This window comes from Streptomyces sp. NPDC007164, from assembly GCF_040634135.1.
Classification (GTDB): domain Bacteria; phylum Actinomycetota; class Actinomycetes; order Streptomycetales; family Streptomycetaceae; genus Streptomyces; species Streptomyces sanglieri.
In genome coordinates this window covers 126,991-144,217 of the sequence record NZ_JBEYFB010000008.1, presented here as the reverse complement: position 1 = coordinate 144,217, position 17,227 = coordinate 126,991, and the positions used below count along the sequence as shown (strand labels likewise).

General features: G+C 71.9%; 15 protein-coding genes. 8 read left to right on the top strand and 7 right to left on the bottom strand.

Annotated elements, in window-relative coordinates; all coding sequences use genetic code 11:
* Window positions 1-58: 58 nt before the first annotated feature.
* Genes ABZ622_RS14285 through ABZ622_RS14275 form a run of 3 tightly spaced genes read left to right on the top strand, consistent with a single transcriptional unit; the run spans window position 59 to window position 3,315 of the window.
* The gene (locus ABZ622_RS14285) at window positions 59-1,360 is read left to right on the top strand and encodes a histidine kinase (RefSeq protein ID WP_360542841.1); all 1,302 of its coding nucleotides are present in this window, start codon (window positions 59-61) and stop codon (window positions 1,358-1,360) included.
* Window positions 1,357-2,034, top strand: coding sequence for a response regulator transcription factor (locus ABZ622_RS14280; RefSeq protein WP_360542839.1), 678 nt, complete (start codon window positions 1,357-1,359; stop codon window positions 2,032-2,034). Before ABZ622_RS14285 ends, ABZ622_RS14280 begins: the two co-directional genes overlap by 4 nt.
* Window positions 2,035-2,085: 51 nt before the next feature.
* Window positions 2,086-3,315, top strand: coding sequence for a cytochrome P450 (locus ABZ622_RS14275; RefSeq protein WP_360542837.1), 1,230 nt, complete (start codon window positions 2,086-2,088; stop codon window positions 3,313-3,315).
* A gap of 207 nt (window positions 3,316-3,522) precedes the next feature.
* Here ABZ622_RS14275 and ABZ622_RS14270 read toward each other — a convergent pair whose 3' ends face one another.
* From ABZ622_RS14270 to ABZ622_RS14260, 3 genes are all read right to left on the bottom strand, one after another.
* Window positions 3,523-3,864 carry a hypothetical protein gene (locus ABZ622_RS14270; protein WP_360542835.1) on the bottom strand — a complete coding sequence of 114 codons (342 nt, stop codon included), beginning with the start codon at window positions 3,862-3,864 and terminating at the stop codon, window positions 3,523-3,525.
* An 89-nt stretch (window positions 3,865-3,953) separates the two neighbouring features.
* Window positions 3,954-5,585, bottom strand: a complete 1,632-nt coding sequence (locus ABZ622_RS14265) for an ABC transporter permease (RefSeq protein WP_360542833.1) — start codon at window positions 5,583-5,585, stop codon at window positions 3,954-3,956.
* Window positions 5,582-6,523, bottom strand: a complete 942-nt coding sequence (locus ABZ622_RS14260) for an ABC transporter ATP-binding protein (RefSeq protein ID WP_360542831.1) — start codon at window positions 6,521-6,523, stop codon at window positions 5,582-5,584. Before ABZ622_RS14260 ends, ABZ622_RS14265 begins: the two co-directional genes overlap by 4 nt.
* Window positions 6,524-6,636: 113 nt before the next feature.
* Between ABZ622_RS14260 and ABZ622_RS14255 the strand changes: the two genes are divergently transcribed.
* Window positions 6,637-7,155, top strand: a complete 519-nt coding sequence (locus ABZ622_RS14255; protein ID WP_124719597.1) for a MarR family transcriptional regulator — start codon at window positions 6,637-6,639, stop codon at window positions 7,153-7,155.
* Window positions 7,156-7,158: 3 nt separating this feature from the next.
* On the opposite strand, the gene ABZ622_RS14250 is transcribed toward ABZ622_RS14255, so the two are convergent.
* Complete coding sequence (locus tag ABZ622_RS14250) at window positions 7,159-7,707, bottom strand: hypothetical protein (protein ID WP_360542829.1); 549 nt, start codon at window positions 7,705-7,707, stop codon at window positions 7,159-7,161.
* Between the two features lie 274 nt (window positions 7,708-7,981).
* A complete protein-coding gene (locus tag ABZ622_RS14245; protein ID WP_360542826.1) occupies window positions 7,982-8,836 on the bottom strand; it encodes a diacylglycerol kinase in 855 nt (284 codons plus the stop codon).
* Between the two features lie 186 nt (window positions 8,837-9,022).
* Between ABZ622_RS14245 and ABZ622_RS14240 the strand changes: the two genes are divergently transcribed.
* Entirely contained in the window at window positions 9,023-10,306 is a 1,284-nt protein-coding gene (locus ABZ622_RS14240) for an adenylosuccinate synthase (protein WP_093547661.1), read from the top strand.
* Between the two features lie 78 nt (window positions 10,307-10,384).
* Here ABZ622_RS14240 and ABZ622_RS14235 read toward each other — a convergent pair whose 3' ends face one another.
* Window positions 10,385-11,914: a substrate-binding domain-containing protein gene (locus tag ABZ622_RS14235; RefSeq protein WP_360542824.1), complete on the bottom strand. Its 1,530-nt coding sequence runs from the start codon at window positions 11,912-11,914 to the stop codon at window positions 10,385-10,387.
* A 248-nt stretch (window positions 11,915-12,162) separates the two neighbouring features.
* Here ABZ622_RS14235 and ABZ622_RS14230 point away from each other — a divergent pair, with 248 nt between their 5' ends.
* Both ABZ622_RS14230 and ABZ622_RS14225 read left to right on the top strand, forming a co-directional pair.
* Complete coding sequence (locus ABZ622_RS14230; protein WP_360542983.1) at window positions 12,163-13,029, top strand: glycoside hydrolase family 19 protein; 867 nt, start codon at window positions 12,163-12,165, stop codon at window positions 13,027-13,029.
* A 288-nt stretch (window positions 13,030-13,317) separates the two neighbouring features.
* Window positions 13,318-14,211 (top strand): glycoside hydrolase family 19 protein, encoded by an 894-nt coding sequence (locus tag ABZ622_RS14225; RefSeq protein ID WP_360542822.1) that lies wholly within the window; start codon window positions 13,318-13,320, stop codon window positions 14,209-14,211.
* A 71-nt stretch (window positions 14,212-14,282) separates the two neighbouring features.
* Here the strand turns inward: ABZ622_RS14225 and ABZ622_RS14220 are convergent, their stop codons facing one another.
* Window positions 14,283-15,761 (bottom strand): helix-turn-helix domain-containing protein, encoded by a 1,479-nt coding sequence (locus ABZ622_RS14220; protein WP_360542981.1) that lies wholly within the window; start codon window positions 15,759-15,761, stop codon window positions 14,283-14,285.
* Between the two features lie 336 nt (window positions 15,762-16,097).
* Here ABZ622_RS14220 and dnaN point away from each other — a divergent pair, with 336 nt between their 5' ends.
* Complete coding sequence (gene dnaN / locus ABZ622_RS14215) at window positions 16,098-17,225, top strand: DNA polymerase III subunit beta (RefSeq protein WP_360542820.1); 1,128 nt, start codon at window positions 16,098-16,100, stop codon at window positions 17,223-17,225.
* Window positions 17,226-17,227: the final 2 nt, after the last annotated feature.

Sequence of the window (17,227 nt, the reverse complement as noted above, 5' to 3'; positions counted from 1 at the left end):
GCCCGGAATCCGTATCACTGCTGACGACCGGGTTCGGCCCGCCGCCTAACGTGGAACCGTGACCGAGACCAAGAGCAGAACCCCGGAGTTCCAGCTGGCGGCGGGGGCGATAGGCGGCCTCCGGCAGGCCCTCTTCCACGATGCGTTCGCCTACCGTCCGCTGCCCCGGCTGCGGACCGACGCGCCGGTGATCCGCAGCCTGCCGAAGCGGGTGCGGGAGCGCGCCACCTGGGCGGTGCACGCGTTCGTGGTGCTGGTCGCGCTGATCACCTTCCTGCTGGGGATCTCCTCGACACACCATCCGCTCACCCAGCTGGTCGCGCTGTTCCCGGCCATCAGCGTGCTGATGACGCTGGTCAGGCCGGTCGGCGCGTTCTGGCTGTCGCTGCTGCTGACCCCGGTGACCGCGGTGTTCGGCGAGGACGGGTGGCCGTGGGGGCCGGTCACGTTCTTCGCGCATCTGGTCGTGCTGATCGCCGTCGCGGCCAGGACCGGCCGACGCACCGCCGCCTGGATGTGGGGCCTGACCGTACTGCTCGGTGTGGTCATGGAGAACCTCGTCTGGCGGCCCGGGACCACCACCTTCGGGATGGCCCTGACCTCGGCGTTCGCCCTGCTGGTGGTCTCCATGGTGCAGATCCGCCGCGACGCGGAGCGCGAGGTGACGGTGCAGCGCACCGTGACCGCCGTCGAGCGCGACCGGCGCACGCTGCTGGAGGAGCGCACCACGATCGCCCGTGAGCTGCACGACGTGGTCGCGCACCACATGTCGGTCGTCGCGATCCAGGCCGAGGCCGCCCCGTACCGGGTGGAGAATCCGCCGCCCGAGCTGGAACAGGCCTTCGTCACGATCCGGGAGAACGCCGTCGCCGCCCTCACCGAGCTGCGCCGGGTCCTCGGTGTCGTACGGGCCGAGGACTACCAGGCGCCGGACGCACCGCAGCCGACGCTCGCCCAGCTCGACGGGCTCCTCGCCAATGTGAGCGAGGCGGGGCTGACGACGGAGAAGACCATCACCGGTGCGGTGCGCGAACTGCCGCAGGGGGTCGAGCTGTCGGCGTACCGGATCATTCAGGAGGCCCTCAGCAATACGCTGCGGCACGCACCGGGTGCCGCCGCCAAGGTGGAGATCGGCTATGTGCTGGGCGGGCTCGGCCTGCGCGTCGTCAACGGGCCGCCCACCGGCCCGGTGAAGCCCTCGCCGGGGGCCGGTCACGGGATAACCGGGATGCGGGAGCGGGTCGCGATGCTGGACGGGAACATGACGGCCGACGCGACCACCGAGGGCGGGTACGAGATCACGGTGTTCATCCCCGTACAGGCCGGTTCCGAGCCCCGGGAACAGGCGGACCTGGCATGAGTACTCCCGCCGCCCCGTCCATCCGGGTGTTGATCGTGGACGACCAGATGATGGTCCGCGAGGGCTTCTCGGTGCTGCTCAACGCCATGCCGGGGATCGAGGTCGTCGGCGAGGCCGTCGACGGCCGGCAGGCCATCGCACAGGTCGCGGCGCTGCGCCCCGACGTGGTCCTGATGGACATCCGGATGCCGGAACTCAACGGCATCGAGGCCACCCGCGAGATCGTCGCCGCCGACGCGGACGCCAAGGTCCTGGTGCTGACCACCTTCGACCTCGACGAGTACGTGTACCAGGCGCTGCGCGCCGGGGCGTCCGGCTTCCTCCTCAAGGACGCCTCCGCGCGCCAGCTCGCGGACGGGGTACGGGTGGTGGCCGCGGGCGAGGCGCTGCTCGCGCCGACCGTGACCAAGCGTCTGATCAACGAGTTCTCGAAGCTCGCGGAGGTCCCGCGCTCGCCCGCGCTGGCCCGGGTCGGCGACCTCACCGAACGCGAGACGGAGGTGCTCGTCCTCATCGCGCAGGGCCGGTCCAACGCCGAGATCGCCTCGCATCTGGTGGTCGCCGAGTCCACCATCAAGACGCATGTGAGCCGGATCCTGGTGAAGCTGGGGCTGCGCGACCGCACCCAGGCGGCCGTCTTCGCGTACGAGGCCCGGCTGGTCACGCCGTCCTGAGCCGGGCGTGAGGGGTGGTCGGCGGGTGCGGGGTGCGGTTAGCGTCCGGCTATGCACCCGTCTCCCCGTTCCGCGGCCGATGCCCCCTTCGACCCCTGGTCACCGGCCTTCGTTGCCGACCCGTACCCCGCCTACGCCGCACTGCGCGCCACCGGCCGGGTGCACCGCTTCGAGCCGACCGACCAGTGGCTCGTCCCGCACCACGCGGATGTGTCCGCGCTGCTGCGCGACCGCCGCCTCGGCCGCACGTATCTGCACCGCTTCACCCACGAGGAGTTCGGCCGCACTCCGCCGCCCGCCGAGCACGAGCCCTTCCACACCCTCAACGGGCAGGGGCTCCTCGATCTGGAGGCCCCCGACCACACCCGGATCCGGCGCCTGGTCTCCAAGGCGTTCACCCCGCGTACGGTCGAGCAGCTCGTCCCGACCGTGCGGCGGCTGGCCGCCGAGCTGGTCGACTCCTTCGTCGAGGCGGGCGGCGGCGATCTGCTCTCGGCGGTCGCGGAGCCGCTGCCGGTGGCCGTCATCGCCGAGATGCTCGGCATCCCGGAGTCCGACCGGGGCCCGCTGCGGCCCTGGTCGGCGGCGATCTGCGGCATGTTCGAACTGAACCCGTCCGAGGAGACCGCCCGGGCCGCCGTCCGCGCCTCGCTCGACTTCTCCGGGTATCTGCGCGAGCTGATCGAGGAGCGGCGCAAGAACCCCGGTACGGATCTGATCTCCGCGCTCATCGCCGCCCACGACGAGGGCGAGCGGCTGAGCGAGCAGGAGATGATCTCCACCTGTGTGCTGCTGCTGAACGCGGGCCACGAGGCGACCGTCAACACCACCGTGAACGGCTGGTGGACGCTGCTGCGCCACCCCGAACAGCTGGCGGCCCTGCGGGCCGATCACGGGCTGCTGCCGACGGCGGTCGAGGAGCTGATGCGGTACGACACCCCGTTGCAGATGTTCGAGCGCTGGGTACTCGACGACATCGAGATCGACGGCACGGTCATCCCGCGCGGCTCGGAGGTGGCCCTGCTCTTCGGCTCCGCCAACCGTGACCCGGCCCGCTTCAACGACCCGGACACCCTGGACCTGGCCCGGCAGGACAACCCGCACATCACCTTCGGCGCGGGCATCCACTTCTGCCTGGGCGCCCCGCTGGCCCGGGTCGAACTGGCCGCGTCCTTCGGCGAACTGCTGCGCCGCGCCCCCGGGATGCGGCTGGCGGCCGAGCCGGAGTGGAACCCGGGCTATGTGATCAGGGGCCTGAAGGAACTCCGCGTGGAGCTGTGAGCGGGCCGGTGCGCTGAGTGGGGAGCGGGGAGCGGGGAGCGGGGAGCGGACCGGGGGACGGGCCGGTGTGCTGAACGGGGAGCGGGGAGCGGGCCGGGGCACGGGCCGGGCGCTCAGCCCCCGATCCGTCCCCCGATCCGACCCCCGACCCACTCCCTGATCTGCTCCCGGCCCGCTCCCCCGGTCCGCTCCCGGTCCGCTCCCCGCTCAGCACACCGGCCCACAGGCCAGGGGCGGGCCCTCCAGTACGTTGAAGGCCATCCCGAAACCGGTGAGGGCGGCGAGTGCCGTCGCCGCCCCGAGTGCCCGCCGCCACTTCCGGCCCCCGAGGGCGACGAGAGTGAGCCCGGCCGTGATGCCGCCGAGCGTCATGACCGGCAGCCCGAGCCAGAGCACGCTCCACTCCGTCGCACCCTCGAAGCCGCCGAAGAAGCCGCGCCTGCCGTACGGCGCCCAGACGAGCATCCCGGAGGCCGCGCCCCCGGCGACGACCAGGCATCCGGCGATCCCACGGACGGCTTCACGGACGGTTCCGCTTCGGTTCTCCACGAATGGAGTGACGCGGGGACGCCACAGCGAGGTTGCACCCCGGGTGCCGGCCCCGGCACATCCGTGGGACTCCCGCCCCCGCGTCACCGTCACGTCAGGACATCGCGCCTGCGCAATGCCCCCACCCCGGCCCCGACCAGCACCACCGCGACGGCGGTGAGCGCGAGCACCGGGCCCCATTCCATTCCCGTGCCGCCCGGCAGCTTCGGCAGATGCGTGAACGGCGATACGTCCATCACCACCTGCGGCATGTCGACCGCGGGCCCGAGCCATCCCAGCGCCAGGCAGATCCCGGCGACGCCCCAGGACGCCACCGCCGCCTTCGGGAACACCCCGTACAGCAGGACCGTCACCCCGCCCAGCAGCCAGATCGCCGGCAGCTGCACCAGCGACGCACCCAGCACGGCCGGCAACTCGTGGCCGTAGCCCACGGCCAGACCGAGGCCGCCGACCGCCATGAGCAGGGCCGCCCCGCCGAACGCGATGACCAGATGGCCGGCCGCCCAGCCGCTCCGCCCCACCCCGCCCGCCAGCACCGGCTCGGCGCGCCCGGCGGTCTCCTCGCCGTGCAGCCGCAGCACCGACGCGACGATGTACAGCGCCGCGACCATCCCGAGCACGGAGACCATCGCGGCGAGGAACGCGTCGGTCAGCCCGGCCTGTCCGCCCATCCGCTCGAAAATCTCCCGGGTCTTCGCGTTGTCGCCGACGAGATCGGCCGCCCCGCCGGTCAGCCCGCCGAAGGCGACCCCGACCACCACGAAGGAGAGCGTCCACCCGGTCAGCGCACCGCGCTGGAGCCGCAGCGCGAGCCCGAACGCCGTGGAGATCCGCCCCTGCGCGGGCCCCGGTCTCGTCGCCAGGAAGCTCATCCCGACATCGCGCCGCCCGGCCAGCCCGTACGCCAGAAGGGCCTGCACCGCGACGGCCGCCGCGAAGACGAGCAGCACCCACCAGCGCTCGTCCGCGTACGCCCGGACGTTCTCCGCCCAGCCGACGGGGGAGAGCCAGGTCAGCACGGACGAGCCGTCGTCCGATGCCGAATCGCCCGCCGCCTTGAGGACGAACGCGGCACCGATCACCGCCGCCGTGACCCCCTTGGCGAGCCGGGCGCTCTCGGTGAACTGTGCGGCGATCGCCGCCGTGCAGGCGAACAGCACACCCGTCCCGGCGACCCCCAGGGCGAGCGCCACCGCCCCGGCACCGCCCGCGCCCGATCCCGCCAGACCCGCCGCGATGACCAGCGCCAGTGCCGCGTTGGCGATCACGGCGGCGAGCAGAGCGGCGGTCAGCGGGGCACGGCGCCCCACCATCGCGGAGGAGAGCATCTCCTGACGGCCGGTCTCCTCTTCCTCCCGGGTGTGCCGGACGACGACGATCAGGCTCATCACGGCCGCCAGCACCGCTCCGAAGGCGGCCATCCGCCAGCTCACGAGCCCGCCGACCGAGTCGCCGAAGACCGGTCCGTACATGGCGCGGAGCGAGCTGTTGCCGTTCATCGACGCGGCCAGCTCGGCGCGCTGTCCGGCGGTGCCGTAGATCGAGGTGAAGGAGCCGGCGACGGAGGCGAAGGAGCCGCCGAGCACGAGCACCCAGACCGGCATCATGATCCGGTCGCGCCGCAGCGCCAGCCGCAGCAGCCGCCACGTCCCGGCGAGCTGCCCGGCCGTGGCCCCGGTCCGGCGCCGGGCACCGGCCGGGGTGGTCATGGTCACGGTCATCGCGCCACCACCCCCGCACCCTCGCCGCTTCCGATGCTTCCGATGTCGTCCGTGGTGTCCGACGCGTAGTGGCGCAGGAACAGCTCCTCCAGGGTGGGTGGAGTGCTGGTCAGCGTCCGTACGCCGGAGGCGGTGAGCGACTTGAGGACGGCGTCCAGCTTGTCCGTGTCGACCTGGAGCGTGACCCGCAGGCCCTGCACATCGAGGTCGTGGACGCCGGGCAGCCGGGCGAGTCCGTCGGGCGCGGCGGCCAGCTCGGCGCTGATGTTCGTACGCGTCAGGTGGCGCATGTCCGCGAGCGATCCCGTCTCGACCGTCCGCCCCTGGCGGATGATGCTGACCCGGTCGCAGAGCGTCTCGACCTCGCTGAGGATGTGGCTGGAGAGCAGGATCGTCCGCCCGCGCGCACGCTCCTCGGCCACACAGTCCTGGAAGACCTCCTCCATCAGCGGGTCGAGTCCGCTGGTGGGTTCGTCGAGGATCAGCAGATCCACATCGGAGGCGAAGGCGGCGACCAGGGCGACCTTCTGGCGGTTGCCCTTGGAGTACGTACGCCCCTTCTTGGTCGGGTCGAGCTCGAACCGGTCGACGAGGTCGGCGCGCCGGGTCCGGTCGAGGCCGCCACGCAGGCTCCCGTACAGGTCGATCACCTCGCCGCCGGAGAGATTGCGCCACAGCGTGACGTCACCCGGGACGTACGCCACCTTTCGGTGGAGCTCCACCGCGTCGTGCCACGGGTCGCGGCCGAGCAGCTGGGCGGCGCCGGAGTCGGCCCGCAGCAGCCCCAGCAGCACCCGGATGGTGGTGGACTTCCCGGATCCGTTGGGCCCGAGGAAGCCGTGGACCTCGCCGGTCTCGACGGTGAGGTCGAGGCCGTCCAGCGCGTGTGTGCGACCGAACGACTTGTGCAGTCCGGCCACCGTAATCGCCTTCGTCATGTTTTGAAGCTACGCTAGTTTCACAAATTTGTGAAGTTAAGGAAGCGTATAAAGTTGATGTCACGGCGGGGCCGAAAGACCGGGGGCCGGAAATCAGGGGAGACGATCGGGCGATGACCAGCGAGACCGAAGAGAACACGCGCTCCGGGCGTGACGAGGAGGCCGTGTCACGGTTCGTGGAGCGGTTCGCGTCCGAGATGACCGAGGCGGGGATGCAGCGGATGGCGTCCCGGGTCTTCGCCGCGCTCCTCGCGGACGACGACGGGTCCATGACCTCCGCCGAGCTCGCCGTGGCGCTGCAGATCAGCCCGGCGGCCGTGTCCGGCGCGGTCAGCTACCTCACACAGGTCAGCATGGTCGGCCGCGAGCGCGACCCGGGCTCGCGCCGCGACCGCTACCGCCTGATCGACGAGGTCTGGTTCTCCACCTTCGCCAGCCGGGACCGGGTGCTGACCCGCTGGGAGAACACCCTGAAGGAGGGCGTCCGCATCCTGGGCGAGGACACCCCGGCCGGTGCCCGGATCGCCGAGACGGTGGCGTTCTTCGAGTTCCTGCAGGCGGAGCTGGTCGGGATGATGGGCCGCTGGCACGAGCACCGCAAGACGCTCGACCTCCCGAACCGCCCCGTGTGACCGTCACATCGGGCCGGGGAGCAGCTCCGCCACGGCTTCGAGGGCTTCGGGGTCGGACGGGTCGACGTCCTGGTACACGTCCTGCGGCCAGTACGGCCGCCCCTCGATCCAGGCGACGACCACCCGCTCCGCGTCCAGCCACCCGCGCAGCTCGACGGTCCCGGTCGGCGCGGGCAGCCCCGCCCAGGGGCACTTGTCCGGCCCCGGCGGCACGATCCGCGCCAGCCCCTCCGGCAGCGCGTCCGACCCTTCGGCCGGGAAGATCACCAGCAGGGCCCCCTCGGCCGCGTCGCCCACGTCGAACAGCAGCGCGTACCGCCGCGTCCGGGGCTCCGGAGCAGTGGCGGCACGGGCCGTCCGGCGTGCTGCCGGGATGCCCGAGGTGAACGTCCGCCAGATCCAGTAGGCGCCCACGATCCCGGTCAGGACCGCGAGGGCCCTCGGCGCGCCCGGGACCGAGTCGGCCCCCATGGTCGCGCACACGACGGCTACGACAACGGTGTACCCGAGCAACCCCGAGGCCCGCCCGATCCCGCTGATCCGCCGGAGCATGGGCACCCGCCACCAGGTCACCGCCCGCCCGCACATCGCCCACCGGCCGCGGCCTCGCCGTGGCCGGGGCCCGCCGCCCGGCCTGCGACTGCGCCAAGGCGGCCACGGCCCCGTACCCGACGGACGCAGAAGCAGACGAGGACGAAGGCGTGGACGCGGAGCCAGACGCAGACACAGAACCAGGCGCGGCGACAGACGAGGGCGAGGGCGCCGCCCCCGGCCGCCATGTCGTCACCGGCAGCATCAGTCCCGCCCCGGCCCCCGCCCCGCACCGCTACTCCGCCACCGGCAGCATCAGCCCCCAGGCCCCCGCCCGCACCGTCCACGTCCTCGTCCGGACCGGGCCGCCGACCTGTATATCCGCCCGGTAGCGGAAGTCCGCGCCCGAGACCGTGACGGCCTTCGCCTCCGTCGTCACCGGATCGGCCGAAGGCGGGCGGATCACCACTTCCGCGAGGCCCTCGTCCCCGCACCGCGAGGTCACCGTCACCGATTCGACCGGGTGGTCCAGGTCGTTCAGCAGCACGCCGTCGGCCTCGACCCGCAGGCGGTGCGTGGGCGGCGGCGTGGCGGGCGCCTGCGGGGCGGGGCGCACCAGGGTGCGGACCAGGTTGCGGCAGGTGTCCCAGACCGCCGTGACGCCCGTGTGCGCGGCCGCCGCGCCCGGCAGCGTGCTCAGCGCCGGGATGTGCAGCGCGCCCAGGACCACGCCGTCGCTGTCGTCGACCAGCAGGTCGAGCCTGCGCACGGCGCCGTCCAGCGCGGTGCGCGCCGCCGCCACCGCCCCCATGGGCACGCCGAGCGAATGGGCCAGTTCCAGCGCGGCCGAGGTGCCGACCGGGATCAGTGAGAGCACGCTCCCGGCCGGCTCCCGCTCCCGGTGCAGCTGGGCCACCGCCCGCCGCAGCGCACGGTCGTCGCCGACCACCACCGGCCGCCGGCCACCCCGGCGGGACAGGGCCCTGGCGAATTCCTCGGGCCCGTCGGGCAGGCAGATCTTGGCGTGCGAACCGGCGCTCAGCACGTCCTTCGCGATACGCACGGACTCGCCGTCGGTCCGGCGGGCGACCGGGTCGATGACCACCAGCAGCTGGTGCGCACCGTCGCCGGGGGGCTGGGCAGCCGACACCTCGGTCCTTCCTCGGGTAGCATCTTGGTGCAAGAGCCCCTTGCGCTATTGCGCCAGGGGCTTCGTCTATTCCGGGGCACCCGGTTCGACGGTTCAGGCCTTGTCGTACATCGTCGTACGGCATGTACGACGTTTACGTACGCCCCCTGACCTTGGACATGCCCCGCCCGGAAGGGGTGTACGCCTGTGCCCGCACTTGTGCTGCTCGGTGCTCAGTGGGGTGACGAGGGCAAGGGAAAGGCCACCGACCTCCTCGGTGGATCCGTGGACTATGTGGTGCGTTACCAAGGTGGCAACAACGCCGGCCATACGGTGGTCGTCGGCGACCAGAAGTACGCACTGCATCTCCTCCCCTCCGGAATCCTTTCGCCGGGGTGTACCCCGGTCATCGGAAACGGTGTCGTCGTCGACCCGGCCGTCCTGCTCTCCGAGCTGAGTGGGCTGAACGACCGCGGCGTGGACACGTCCAAGCTGCTGATCAGCGGTAATGCCCATTTGATCACCCCGTACAACGTCACGATCGACAAGGTGACGGAACGGTTCCTCGGGAAGCGCAAGATCGGCACGACCGGCCGTGGCATCGGCCCGACGTACGCCGACAAGATCAACCGGGTGGGCATCCGCGTCCAGGACCTCTACGACGAGTCGATCCTGGAGCAGAAGGTCGACGCGGCCCTGGAGCAGAAGAACCAGCTCCTCGCCAAGGTCTTCAACCGCCGCGCCATCGAGTCCGGCAAGATCGTCGAAGAGATGCTCCAGTACGCGGAGCAGATCAAGCCCTACGTCGCCGACACGACGCTGATCCTGAACGACGCCATCGACGCGGGCAAGGTCGTCCTCTTCGAGGGCGGTCAGGGTACGCTGCTCGACGTCGACCACGGCACGTACCCCTTCGTCACCTCGTCGAACCCGACCGCGGGCGGCGCCTGCACCGGTGCCGGCGTGGGCCCGACGAAGATCAGCCGGGTCATCGGCATCCTCAAGGCGTACACCACCCGCGTCGGCGCCGGTCCGTTCCCGACGGAGCTGCTCGACGAGGACGGCGAGGCGCTGCGCCGGATCGGTGGCGAGCGCGGTGTCACCACCGGCCGTGACCGTCGCTGCGGCTGGTTCGACGCGGTCATCGCGCGGTACGCGACCCGGGTCAACGGTCTCACCGACTTCTTCCTCACCAAGCTGGACGTGCTGACCGGCTGGGAGCAGATCCCGGTGTGCGTGGCGTACGAGATCGACGGCAAGCGCGTCGAGGAGCTCCCGTACAGCCAGACCGACTTCCACCACGCGAAGCCGGTCTACGAGATGCTGCCGGGCTGGTCGGAGGACATCACGAAGGCCAAGACCTTCGGTGACCTGCCGAAGAACGCGCAGGCGTACGTGAAGGCGCTGGAGGAGATGTCCGGCGCCCCGATCTCCGCGATCGGTGTCGGCCCCGGCCGCACCGAGACCATCGAGATCAACTCCTTCCTGTAGGCGGGACAGCAGGCGAGACGGAACGAAGGGGCCGGGGCGGTCCGCAAGAGCCGCCCCGGCCCCTTCGCGTTCGCGCGCTCACCCCTCGCCGCAGATCCGCAGCGCCTCCGGAGTCGCGCACGGCAGGTGGCCGCGGGCGCGGATCACGTCCTGGCCGTTGCCCCGGGTGAGGTAGCCCAGGAAGCCGGCGGTCAGCGAGCCGGTGGGCGGGCGGCCGTAGGTGTAGGCGTACTCGATCTCGCGGTACGGGTACGTGCCGGAGCCGATCGTGTCGACGGACGGGGTGGCCGCGTCGATGGCGAGCGGGTGGGCTCCGCGCAGCGGTGTGCCCAGGCGCAGTTCGCTGTAGCCGATCGCGCCGTCGCGCCGGCCGACCATGGCCAGGACCTGTTCGGTGGAGTCGAGCTCGCAGCGGACCACCCGGGCCCCCGGGTCGTCCTTGGTGATGCAGTCGCGGGAGGACTGGGCCGGTTCGTTGTGGCCGAGCACGCGGCGCTGGAAGACCTCGCGGGTACCGGAGTTGGCGTCCCGGCTGACCAGGAGCACGGGCAGGTCGGGGCCGCCGAGGGTCTTCCAGTTGCGGATCTCGCCTTGGTAGATCCGCCGGACGTCGGTGCGGCTCAGATTCTTCAGCCCCACCCGGTCGTTGACGACTAGGCGGAAGAGCGAGACGGCGACCCGGCTCTCGCGCAGCTGCGGGAAGCCGTCCGGCCCGGGCCCGTCGGAGAAGGCGATCACGGCCGGGGCGCCGGACCCCCCGGCCTCGGCGCCCCGGTCCGCGAGGTCCCGTATCCCGGCGTTGCTGCCGTGCACCTGCACGCGGATGTCGGAGCCCTCGCACTCCTGCTCGTACTTCTTCGCCAGGTCCAGCAGAGCCGGCCTGAAGGCGGTGGAGCCGGTCACGACCAGCGTGCCACGCCGGCAGCCCATCGGGGGCGGGGTGTCGTCGCGCACCAGGATGATCGAGGCCAGCGTGACGACGCAGACGGTCAGCGCGACGGTGATCAGCCGGGCGGCCGGGCCGAACAGCGGGGGCTTGTCGTCGGGGCGGACCGCCCGGTTGGGGCCGACCTCACCGTCCTGGATGCCGCCGATGATGCGGATGGGGCTGTCCACGGCCGCCCCGGTGAGCAGCACCAGCAGCTTGAAGTGCTCGCCCCGGTTGAGCGGTACGCGCGGCAGCCGGATCCGTGAGCCGCTCTGGCGCAGCCCGCCGTCCGGGGTGAAGTGCTCCATCAGATGGTCGGCGCCGGGCGCGTGCGTGACCGCGACGCTGTGAACCGTACGGCCGGTGAACTCGGCGGTCAGCCCGTGGAGTCCGCGTCCGGTGTAGTCGTTGTCGGCGATGGACTGCGAGCCGTCGTTCTCGATCCGGAGCAGGACGAGCGTGGCATCGTCCATGTCCGGCGTCTCGCCGAAGAGGCCGAGCCGCACATTGGCCCGCCCCAGGCCCGCCTCGCTGCCGATCGGTGTGTCCATCTGGACGCGGTAGCCGATCCGCTTGCGGCGGGGCACCCGGCGCTCGTACCAGAGCACCCCGACGGAGGCCAGGACACCCAGTACGGCGGTCGCCACGGCCACGATGTTCTCAGCGCTGAGCCACGCCACGGTCCTCGCACCCCCTTGAGGGAACCTTTGGCCACCGTACGTACGGGGCAAGGGAGTTGGGGGCGTCGGGAGGGTCCTGTCGGGTGGTGTTCGCCCGTTGTTCGCCGGCTGGTCCAGACCTTGACAGGTCCAGACCAGTGGGGCTTGAGTGGCGGGACATCCGGACGGCCCGCCGAGGGGTTCGGCGTGCCCTGTCGAAGGAGTGAGCAGCGCTGAAGACGACACGGATCAAGAGCCTTCTGGTCGTGCTGGGTTCCGTCCTCGCGACGGCCGCCCTCATCCCGACCGCCACCGCCACCGCCGCCACGACCACGGCCTCCACCGCCCGGCCGGCCGCAGCGTGCGCGCCCGTGTGGAGTGCGTCGACCGCCTACGCGGCCGGCGGCACGGTCTCGCACCACGGCCGCAACTGGACGGCCAAGTGGTGGACGCAGAACGAGAATCCGGGCGCCACGGGCGCCTGGGACGACCGGGGGGCCTGTACGGGCGGGGTCTCGGACTTCGTCGTCAGCGAGGCGCGGTTCGACGAGATCTTCCCGGACCGCAACCCCTTCTACACGTACCAGGGCCTGATCGACGCCCTGCACGCCTACCCGCGCTTCGCCAACACCGGCACACCGGCCACCCGCGCCCGGGAGGCGGCGGCGTTCCTGACCCACGCGGACTTCGAGTCGGTCGGGCTCCAGTACGTGAAGGAGATCAACGAGGACAACTACTGGCGCAAGTGCGACTACAGCCAACCGTACGGCTGTCCGGCCGGGCAGAAGGCGTACTACGGCCGGGGCCCGATCATGTTCAGCTGGAACTTCAACTACAAGGCCGCGGGCGACGCGCTCGGCCTCGATCTGCTCGACGACCCCTGGCTCGTCGAGCGGGATCCGTCCGTCGCCTGGCAGACCGCGCTCTGGTACTGGAACACCCAGAACGGCCCCGGCACGATGACCTCGCACGAGGCGATGGTCGGCGGCGCGGGCTTCGGTGAGACGATCCGTTCGCTCAACGGGGCCCTGGAGTGCGACGGCGGCAACCCCGCCTCCGTCGCGGCCCGGGTCGCCAAGTACGAACGGATCACGTCCGTCCTCGGTACGGCACCGGGCTCCGGACTGACCTGCTGACGTGTCGCCACACGCATGCCGCATGCCTCGACGCGCCGCCACACTCTGCCGCATGCCTCAACGCACCGCCACACGCTGCCACATGCCTCGACGCGGCCGCCGCTCGCTGCCACGCGATGTGCGCGATGTGCGCGATGCGCCGTCCGTGCGCCCCCGGATGCTTCCCTGCACGGACGGCTCTTTTGGTCTAGACCTTGACAGGTTCAGACCAGTGCCGCTTGAGTGACGGGCAACCCCCCATGGCGGCGCACCGCTCGGACCGGTGCGCCGCACCGAAGGAGTGATCGCATGATCAGGCGCTTCATGGGCCTGCTGACCGCGTTGGCCGCGGTCGCCGCAACGATCGTCTTCCTCCCTGCGGTCACCGCCGCCAACGCCGCCGCGGCGGCCGCCTGCGCGACTCCCTGGAACTCCTCGTCCGTCTACACCGGGGGCGGATCCGCCTCCTACAACGGACACAACTGGACCGCCAAGTGGTGGACCCAGAACGAGACCCCCGGCAGCTCCGACGTCTGGGCGGACCAGGGCAGTTGTGGCGGCGGCACGGACCCGGGCACTCCGTCCGGCTTCGTCGTCAGCGAGGCGCAGTTCAACCAGATGTTCCCGAACCGGAATTCGTTCTACACGTACGAGGGGCTGACCGCGGCCCTGAGCGCGTACCCGGGCTTCGCGAACACCGGCAGCGACACCGTCAAGCGCCAGGAGGCGGCGGCGTTCCTCGCCAACGTCAGCCACGAGACCGGCGGTCTGGTGTACGTGGTCGAGCAGAACACGTCCAACTACCCGCACTACTGCGACAGCAGCCAGCCCTACGGCTGCCCGGCCGGCCAGGCCGCGTACTACGGACGCGGTCCGATCCAGCTCAGCTGGAACTTCAACTACAAGGCCGCCGGTGACGCGCTCGGCATCGATCTGCTGGGCAACCCGTACCTGGTCGAGCAGAACGCCTCGGTCGCCTGGAAGACCGGCCTCTGGTACTGGAACACCCAGAACGGCCCCGGCACGATGACCGCCCACAACGCCATGGTGAACGGCGCCGGGTTCGGCGAGACCATCCGCTCCATCAACGGCACCCTGGAGTGCAACGGAGGCAACCCCTCCCAGGTCCAGAGCCGCATCGACCGCTACCAGGCGTTCGTGCAGATCCTCGGCACCACCCCCGGTTCCAACCTGAGCTGCTGACCCGCGGCTCCCGTTGTCCCCCACCCGGCGGGGGCGTGCCCGGCTCCGGCCGGACACGCCCCCTTTCGGGTTCAGCGGGCGGCGGCGGGCTCCGCGAGGTCCAGGGCCCGGAAGGCGAGCCACAGGTCGTAACGGGCGCTGGGCGTCTGGAGCAGCGAACGGCCCAGGACCGATTCGAGCCGGGTGAGGCGCTTGCGGACACCCGGCACCGAGATCCCCAGCGATTCGGCGGTCGGGGCGAGTTGGGCCTCGCACTCCAGCCAGGTACGGAGGGTTTCCCGCGGGTCTGCGGAGCTCTTCGACGCGCCGGGGCCGGTGAGCGGGCGCAGTTGCTGGGCCGCCCATTCCCGTACGGCCGTCACGTCCAGGATGTCGTCCAGGCCGAGCGGCGGCCGGGCCGCCCGCCGGTCCCGGCCGGTCCTGCCGGGTGCGGTGGGGGTGGCGCGGATCCGCAGGGCCAGGTCGAGGGCGGCCTGGTCGCCGACCCGGTTCAGGTCCAGGCCGAGCAGTTCGCCGATCAGCCGGAGCCGGGCGGCCAGGGTGTTGCGGTGGATCTTCAGATGCTGGGTCGCGTGCGAGGAGAAGGCCAGCCAGGAGGTGAGCGTCGCCGCGAGCTCCTGGCTGCCCGGGTCCTGGCTGCGGCGCGGGAGATGGGTGATCAGCGGGTGCAGCAGCTCGTCCGCCCATCGCGCCCCGGCCGCTCCGGCGGCCACGGCCGGGTCCGGCGCCGAGCCGAAGCGGGCGTGCCGGGCGGACAGCCCGCGGGCCACGGCCAGTGCGTGGAACGCCTGGCGGTAGCCGGTCGCGGTGTCGGCCAGCGGGACGTCCTCGCTCACCCCCGCGACGCACTCGGTGACCGCCTCGGCGACCCGGATGCCGAGCTGCTGTTCGGCGATGCCCGCGTCGGCCGGCACGACGAGGATCAGATGGCGGGCGTAGACCGGGCACCGGACGATCCAGGACCGGCCGCCGGAGAGTTCCGCGCAGATCCGCGCCACCTCGTCGCGGCGGCCGGCCGGACACTCCACGACGTACACCCGGACGGGGTCGGGCAGGGTGGGCTTCAGGGCGCCCGCCACCTGGTGGGCGATGGACAGCTGACCCGTCATGAGCAGATGCAGCACCGCTTCCCGGCTGCGGGACTCGGCGAGGTCGACGCGGCGCCGCTTGCGTTCCACCGCCTCCGCCGCCCAGCACATGGCGAGCGGCATCGCCACGTCGGCGAGCAGGACGGCGAGCCCGTCCGGCAGCGGACGGGGCGCGACCACGGCCAGGATCGGGGCGGCGGCGTCCGGCGGTCCGTCCAGCGGGAACAGCAGCGCGGTGTGCGTGCCCCGGTCGAAGGAGAAGGACCGGGCGTCGAGCCCCGGCAGTTTCTTCGCGTACTCGCGCGCCAGCGCGGCCGCCTCCACGCCCGTGCCGTCCTGGCTCCGGGTCACGCCGTGCAGCACCGTGCCGTCCCCGTCGACCAGCCCGGCCCAGCCCGCGGCCCGGCCGGACACCCAGTGCAGCAGCTCCTGGGAACCGCCGGACCGGGCCATCCGGTACATCCGCAGTACGTCATCGGCCCGTTCCCGCGCGCGCACAAGTCCTCCACTCCTGCCAAAAAACCGGAATCAAGGCTACCGGTTTGATTGTGCGGGCTGATACCCACGACCGTCCACACAGTGCGAATTGAAGCTTTCGGGTACGTACCCGAAGACCTAGAGTCCGAACACGGTTGCGGCACCCTCGGGGGAGGGGCAGGGGGCGACAGCAGCGGCTCACGGGGGTGGCCGCTGTCGCGTCGGCCGCAACCGTTCAACTTCTTCCGTTGTCAGCGGCGGCCCCTAGTGTCGGCTCACGACCGCGTTCGCGGTCGGAGTCGACCGGGAGAGGCCGCCGCCATGGAATTCCGCATTGAGCGCAGCGCACTGACCGATGCCGTGGCCTGGGCCGCCCGGGTGCTGCCCACGCGCTCGCCCGTCCCCGTGCTGGGCGGGCTGCTGCTGGAGGCGGCGGACGGCCGGCTGAGCATCTCGGGGCTGGACTACGAGGCGTCCGCCCGTATCGAGGTGGCGGCGGAGACCGTACGGGCCGGGAAGGTCCTGGTCATGGGCCGCCGGCTGCTCGACGTCTGCAAGGTGCTGCCCGAGAAGGTGGTGGAGTGCGCCGTCGAGGGCTCACGGTTCTCGCTGGCGAGTGATGGTGCCCGGTTCGGTCTCTCGGTGCTGCCGTTCGACGACTACCCGTCGCTGCCGTCGCTGCCGGAGGTGCTCGGAGCGGTGGACGCGGAGGAGTTCGCGGCGGCCGTCGCCCATGTGACGGTGGCGGCGGGCCGGGACGACACGCTGCCGACGCTGACCGGCATCCGGCTGGCGCTGAACGGCGACTCGATGACGCTCGCCGCCACGGACCGCTACCGCTTCGCGGTGCGCACTCTCTCCTGGAAGCCCGGCCGGGACGACGTGTCGGCCGATGTCGTGGTGTCCGCCCGCAGGCTCACCGAGATCGCCCGCTCCTTCGGCCGGGGCGGCCTGGTCAGCCTGGCCCTGGACGGCGGTTCGGCCGGCTTCGAGCAGGCCGGGACGCGTACGACGGTGCGGCTGCTCGACGGCCGGCTGCCGCGCCACGACAAGCTGTTCGCGATGACCGGCGCGGTCACGGCCGAGACGGACCGGGCGCCCCTGGTCGAGGCCGTCAAGCGGGTCGCCGTCGTCGCGGAGGGCGGCAGTCCGCTCCAGCTGGCCTTCTCCGAGGGCTCGGTGCTGCTCCAGGCGGGCTATGAGGACGACGTCGCCTCCCAGCGCCTGCCCGCGGTGCTGGAGGGCGCCGCGGACCTGACGGTCGCCTTCAACCCCGCGTATCTGATGGACGCGCTGGGATCGTTCGACGACCCCGTGATCCGGTTCGAGCTGATGGGCCCGGGGCAGCGGGCGATGGTGACCGGCCGTCCGGCTGCCGGGGACGCGCAGCCGGACGGCGGCCGCCCCGCTCACCAGCACCTTCTGATGTCGGCGAGGCCACTGGTGTAGCG

What these genes read in the sequence shown, in the direction of transcription:
- ABZ622_RS14280 (WP_360542839.1), top strand. Translation starts at nt 1,357, where the DNA reads ATGAGTACTCCCGCCGCCCCGTCCATCCGGGTGTTGATCGTGGACGAC.
- ABZ622_RS14275 (WP_360542837.1), top strand. Translation starts at nt 2,086, where the DNA reads ATGCACCCGTCTCCCCGTTCCGCGGCCGATGCCCCCTTCGACCCCTGG.
- ABZ622_RS14265 (WP_360542833.1), bottom strand. Translation starts at nt 5,585, where the DNA reads ATGACCGTGACCATGACCACCCCGGCCGGTGCCCGGCGCCGGACCGGG.
- ABZ622_RS14260 (WP_360542831.1), bottom strand. Translation starts at nt 6,523, where the DNA reads ATGACGAAGGCGATTACGGTGGCCGGACTGCACAAGTCGTTCGGTCGC.
- ABZ622_RS14255 (WP_124719597.1), top strand. Translation starts at nt 6,637, where the DNA reads ATGACCAGCGAGACCGAAGAGAACACGCGCTCCGGGCGTGACGAGGAG.
- ABZ622_RS14250 (WP_360542829.1), bottom strand. Translation starts at nt 7,707, where the DNA reads ATGCTCCGGCGGATCAGCGGGATCGGGCGGGCCTCGGGGTTGCTCGGG.
- ABZ622_RS14225 (WP_360542822.1), top strand. Translation starts at nt 13,318, where the DNA reads ATGATCAGGCGCTTCATGGGCCTGCTGACCGCGTTGGCCGCGGTCGCC.
- ABZ622_RS14220 (WP_360542981.1), bottom strand. Translation starts at nt 15,761, where the DNA reads ATGTACCGGATGGCCCGGTCCGGCGGTTCCCAGGAGCTGCTGCACTGG.
- dnaN (WP_360542820.1), top strand. Translation starts at nt 16,098, where the DNA reads ATGGAATTCCGCATTGAGCGCAGCGCACTGACCGATGCCGTGGCCTGG.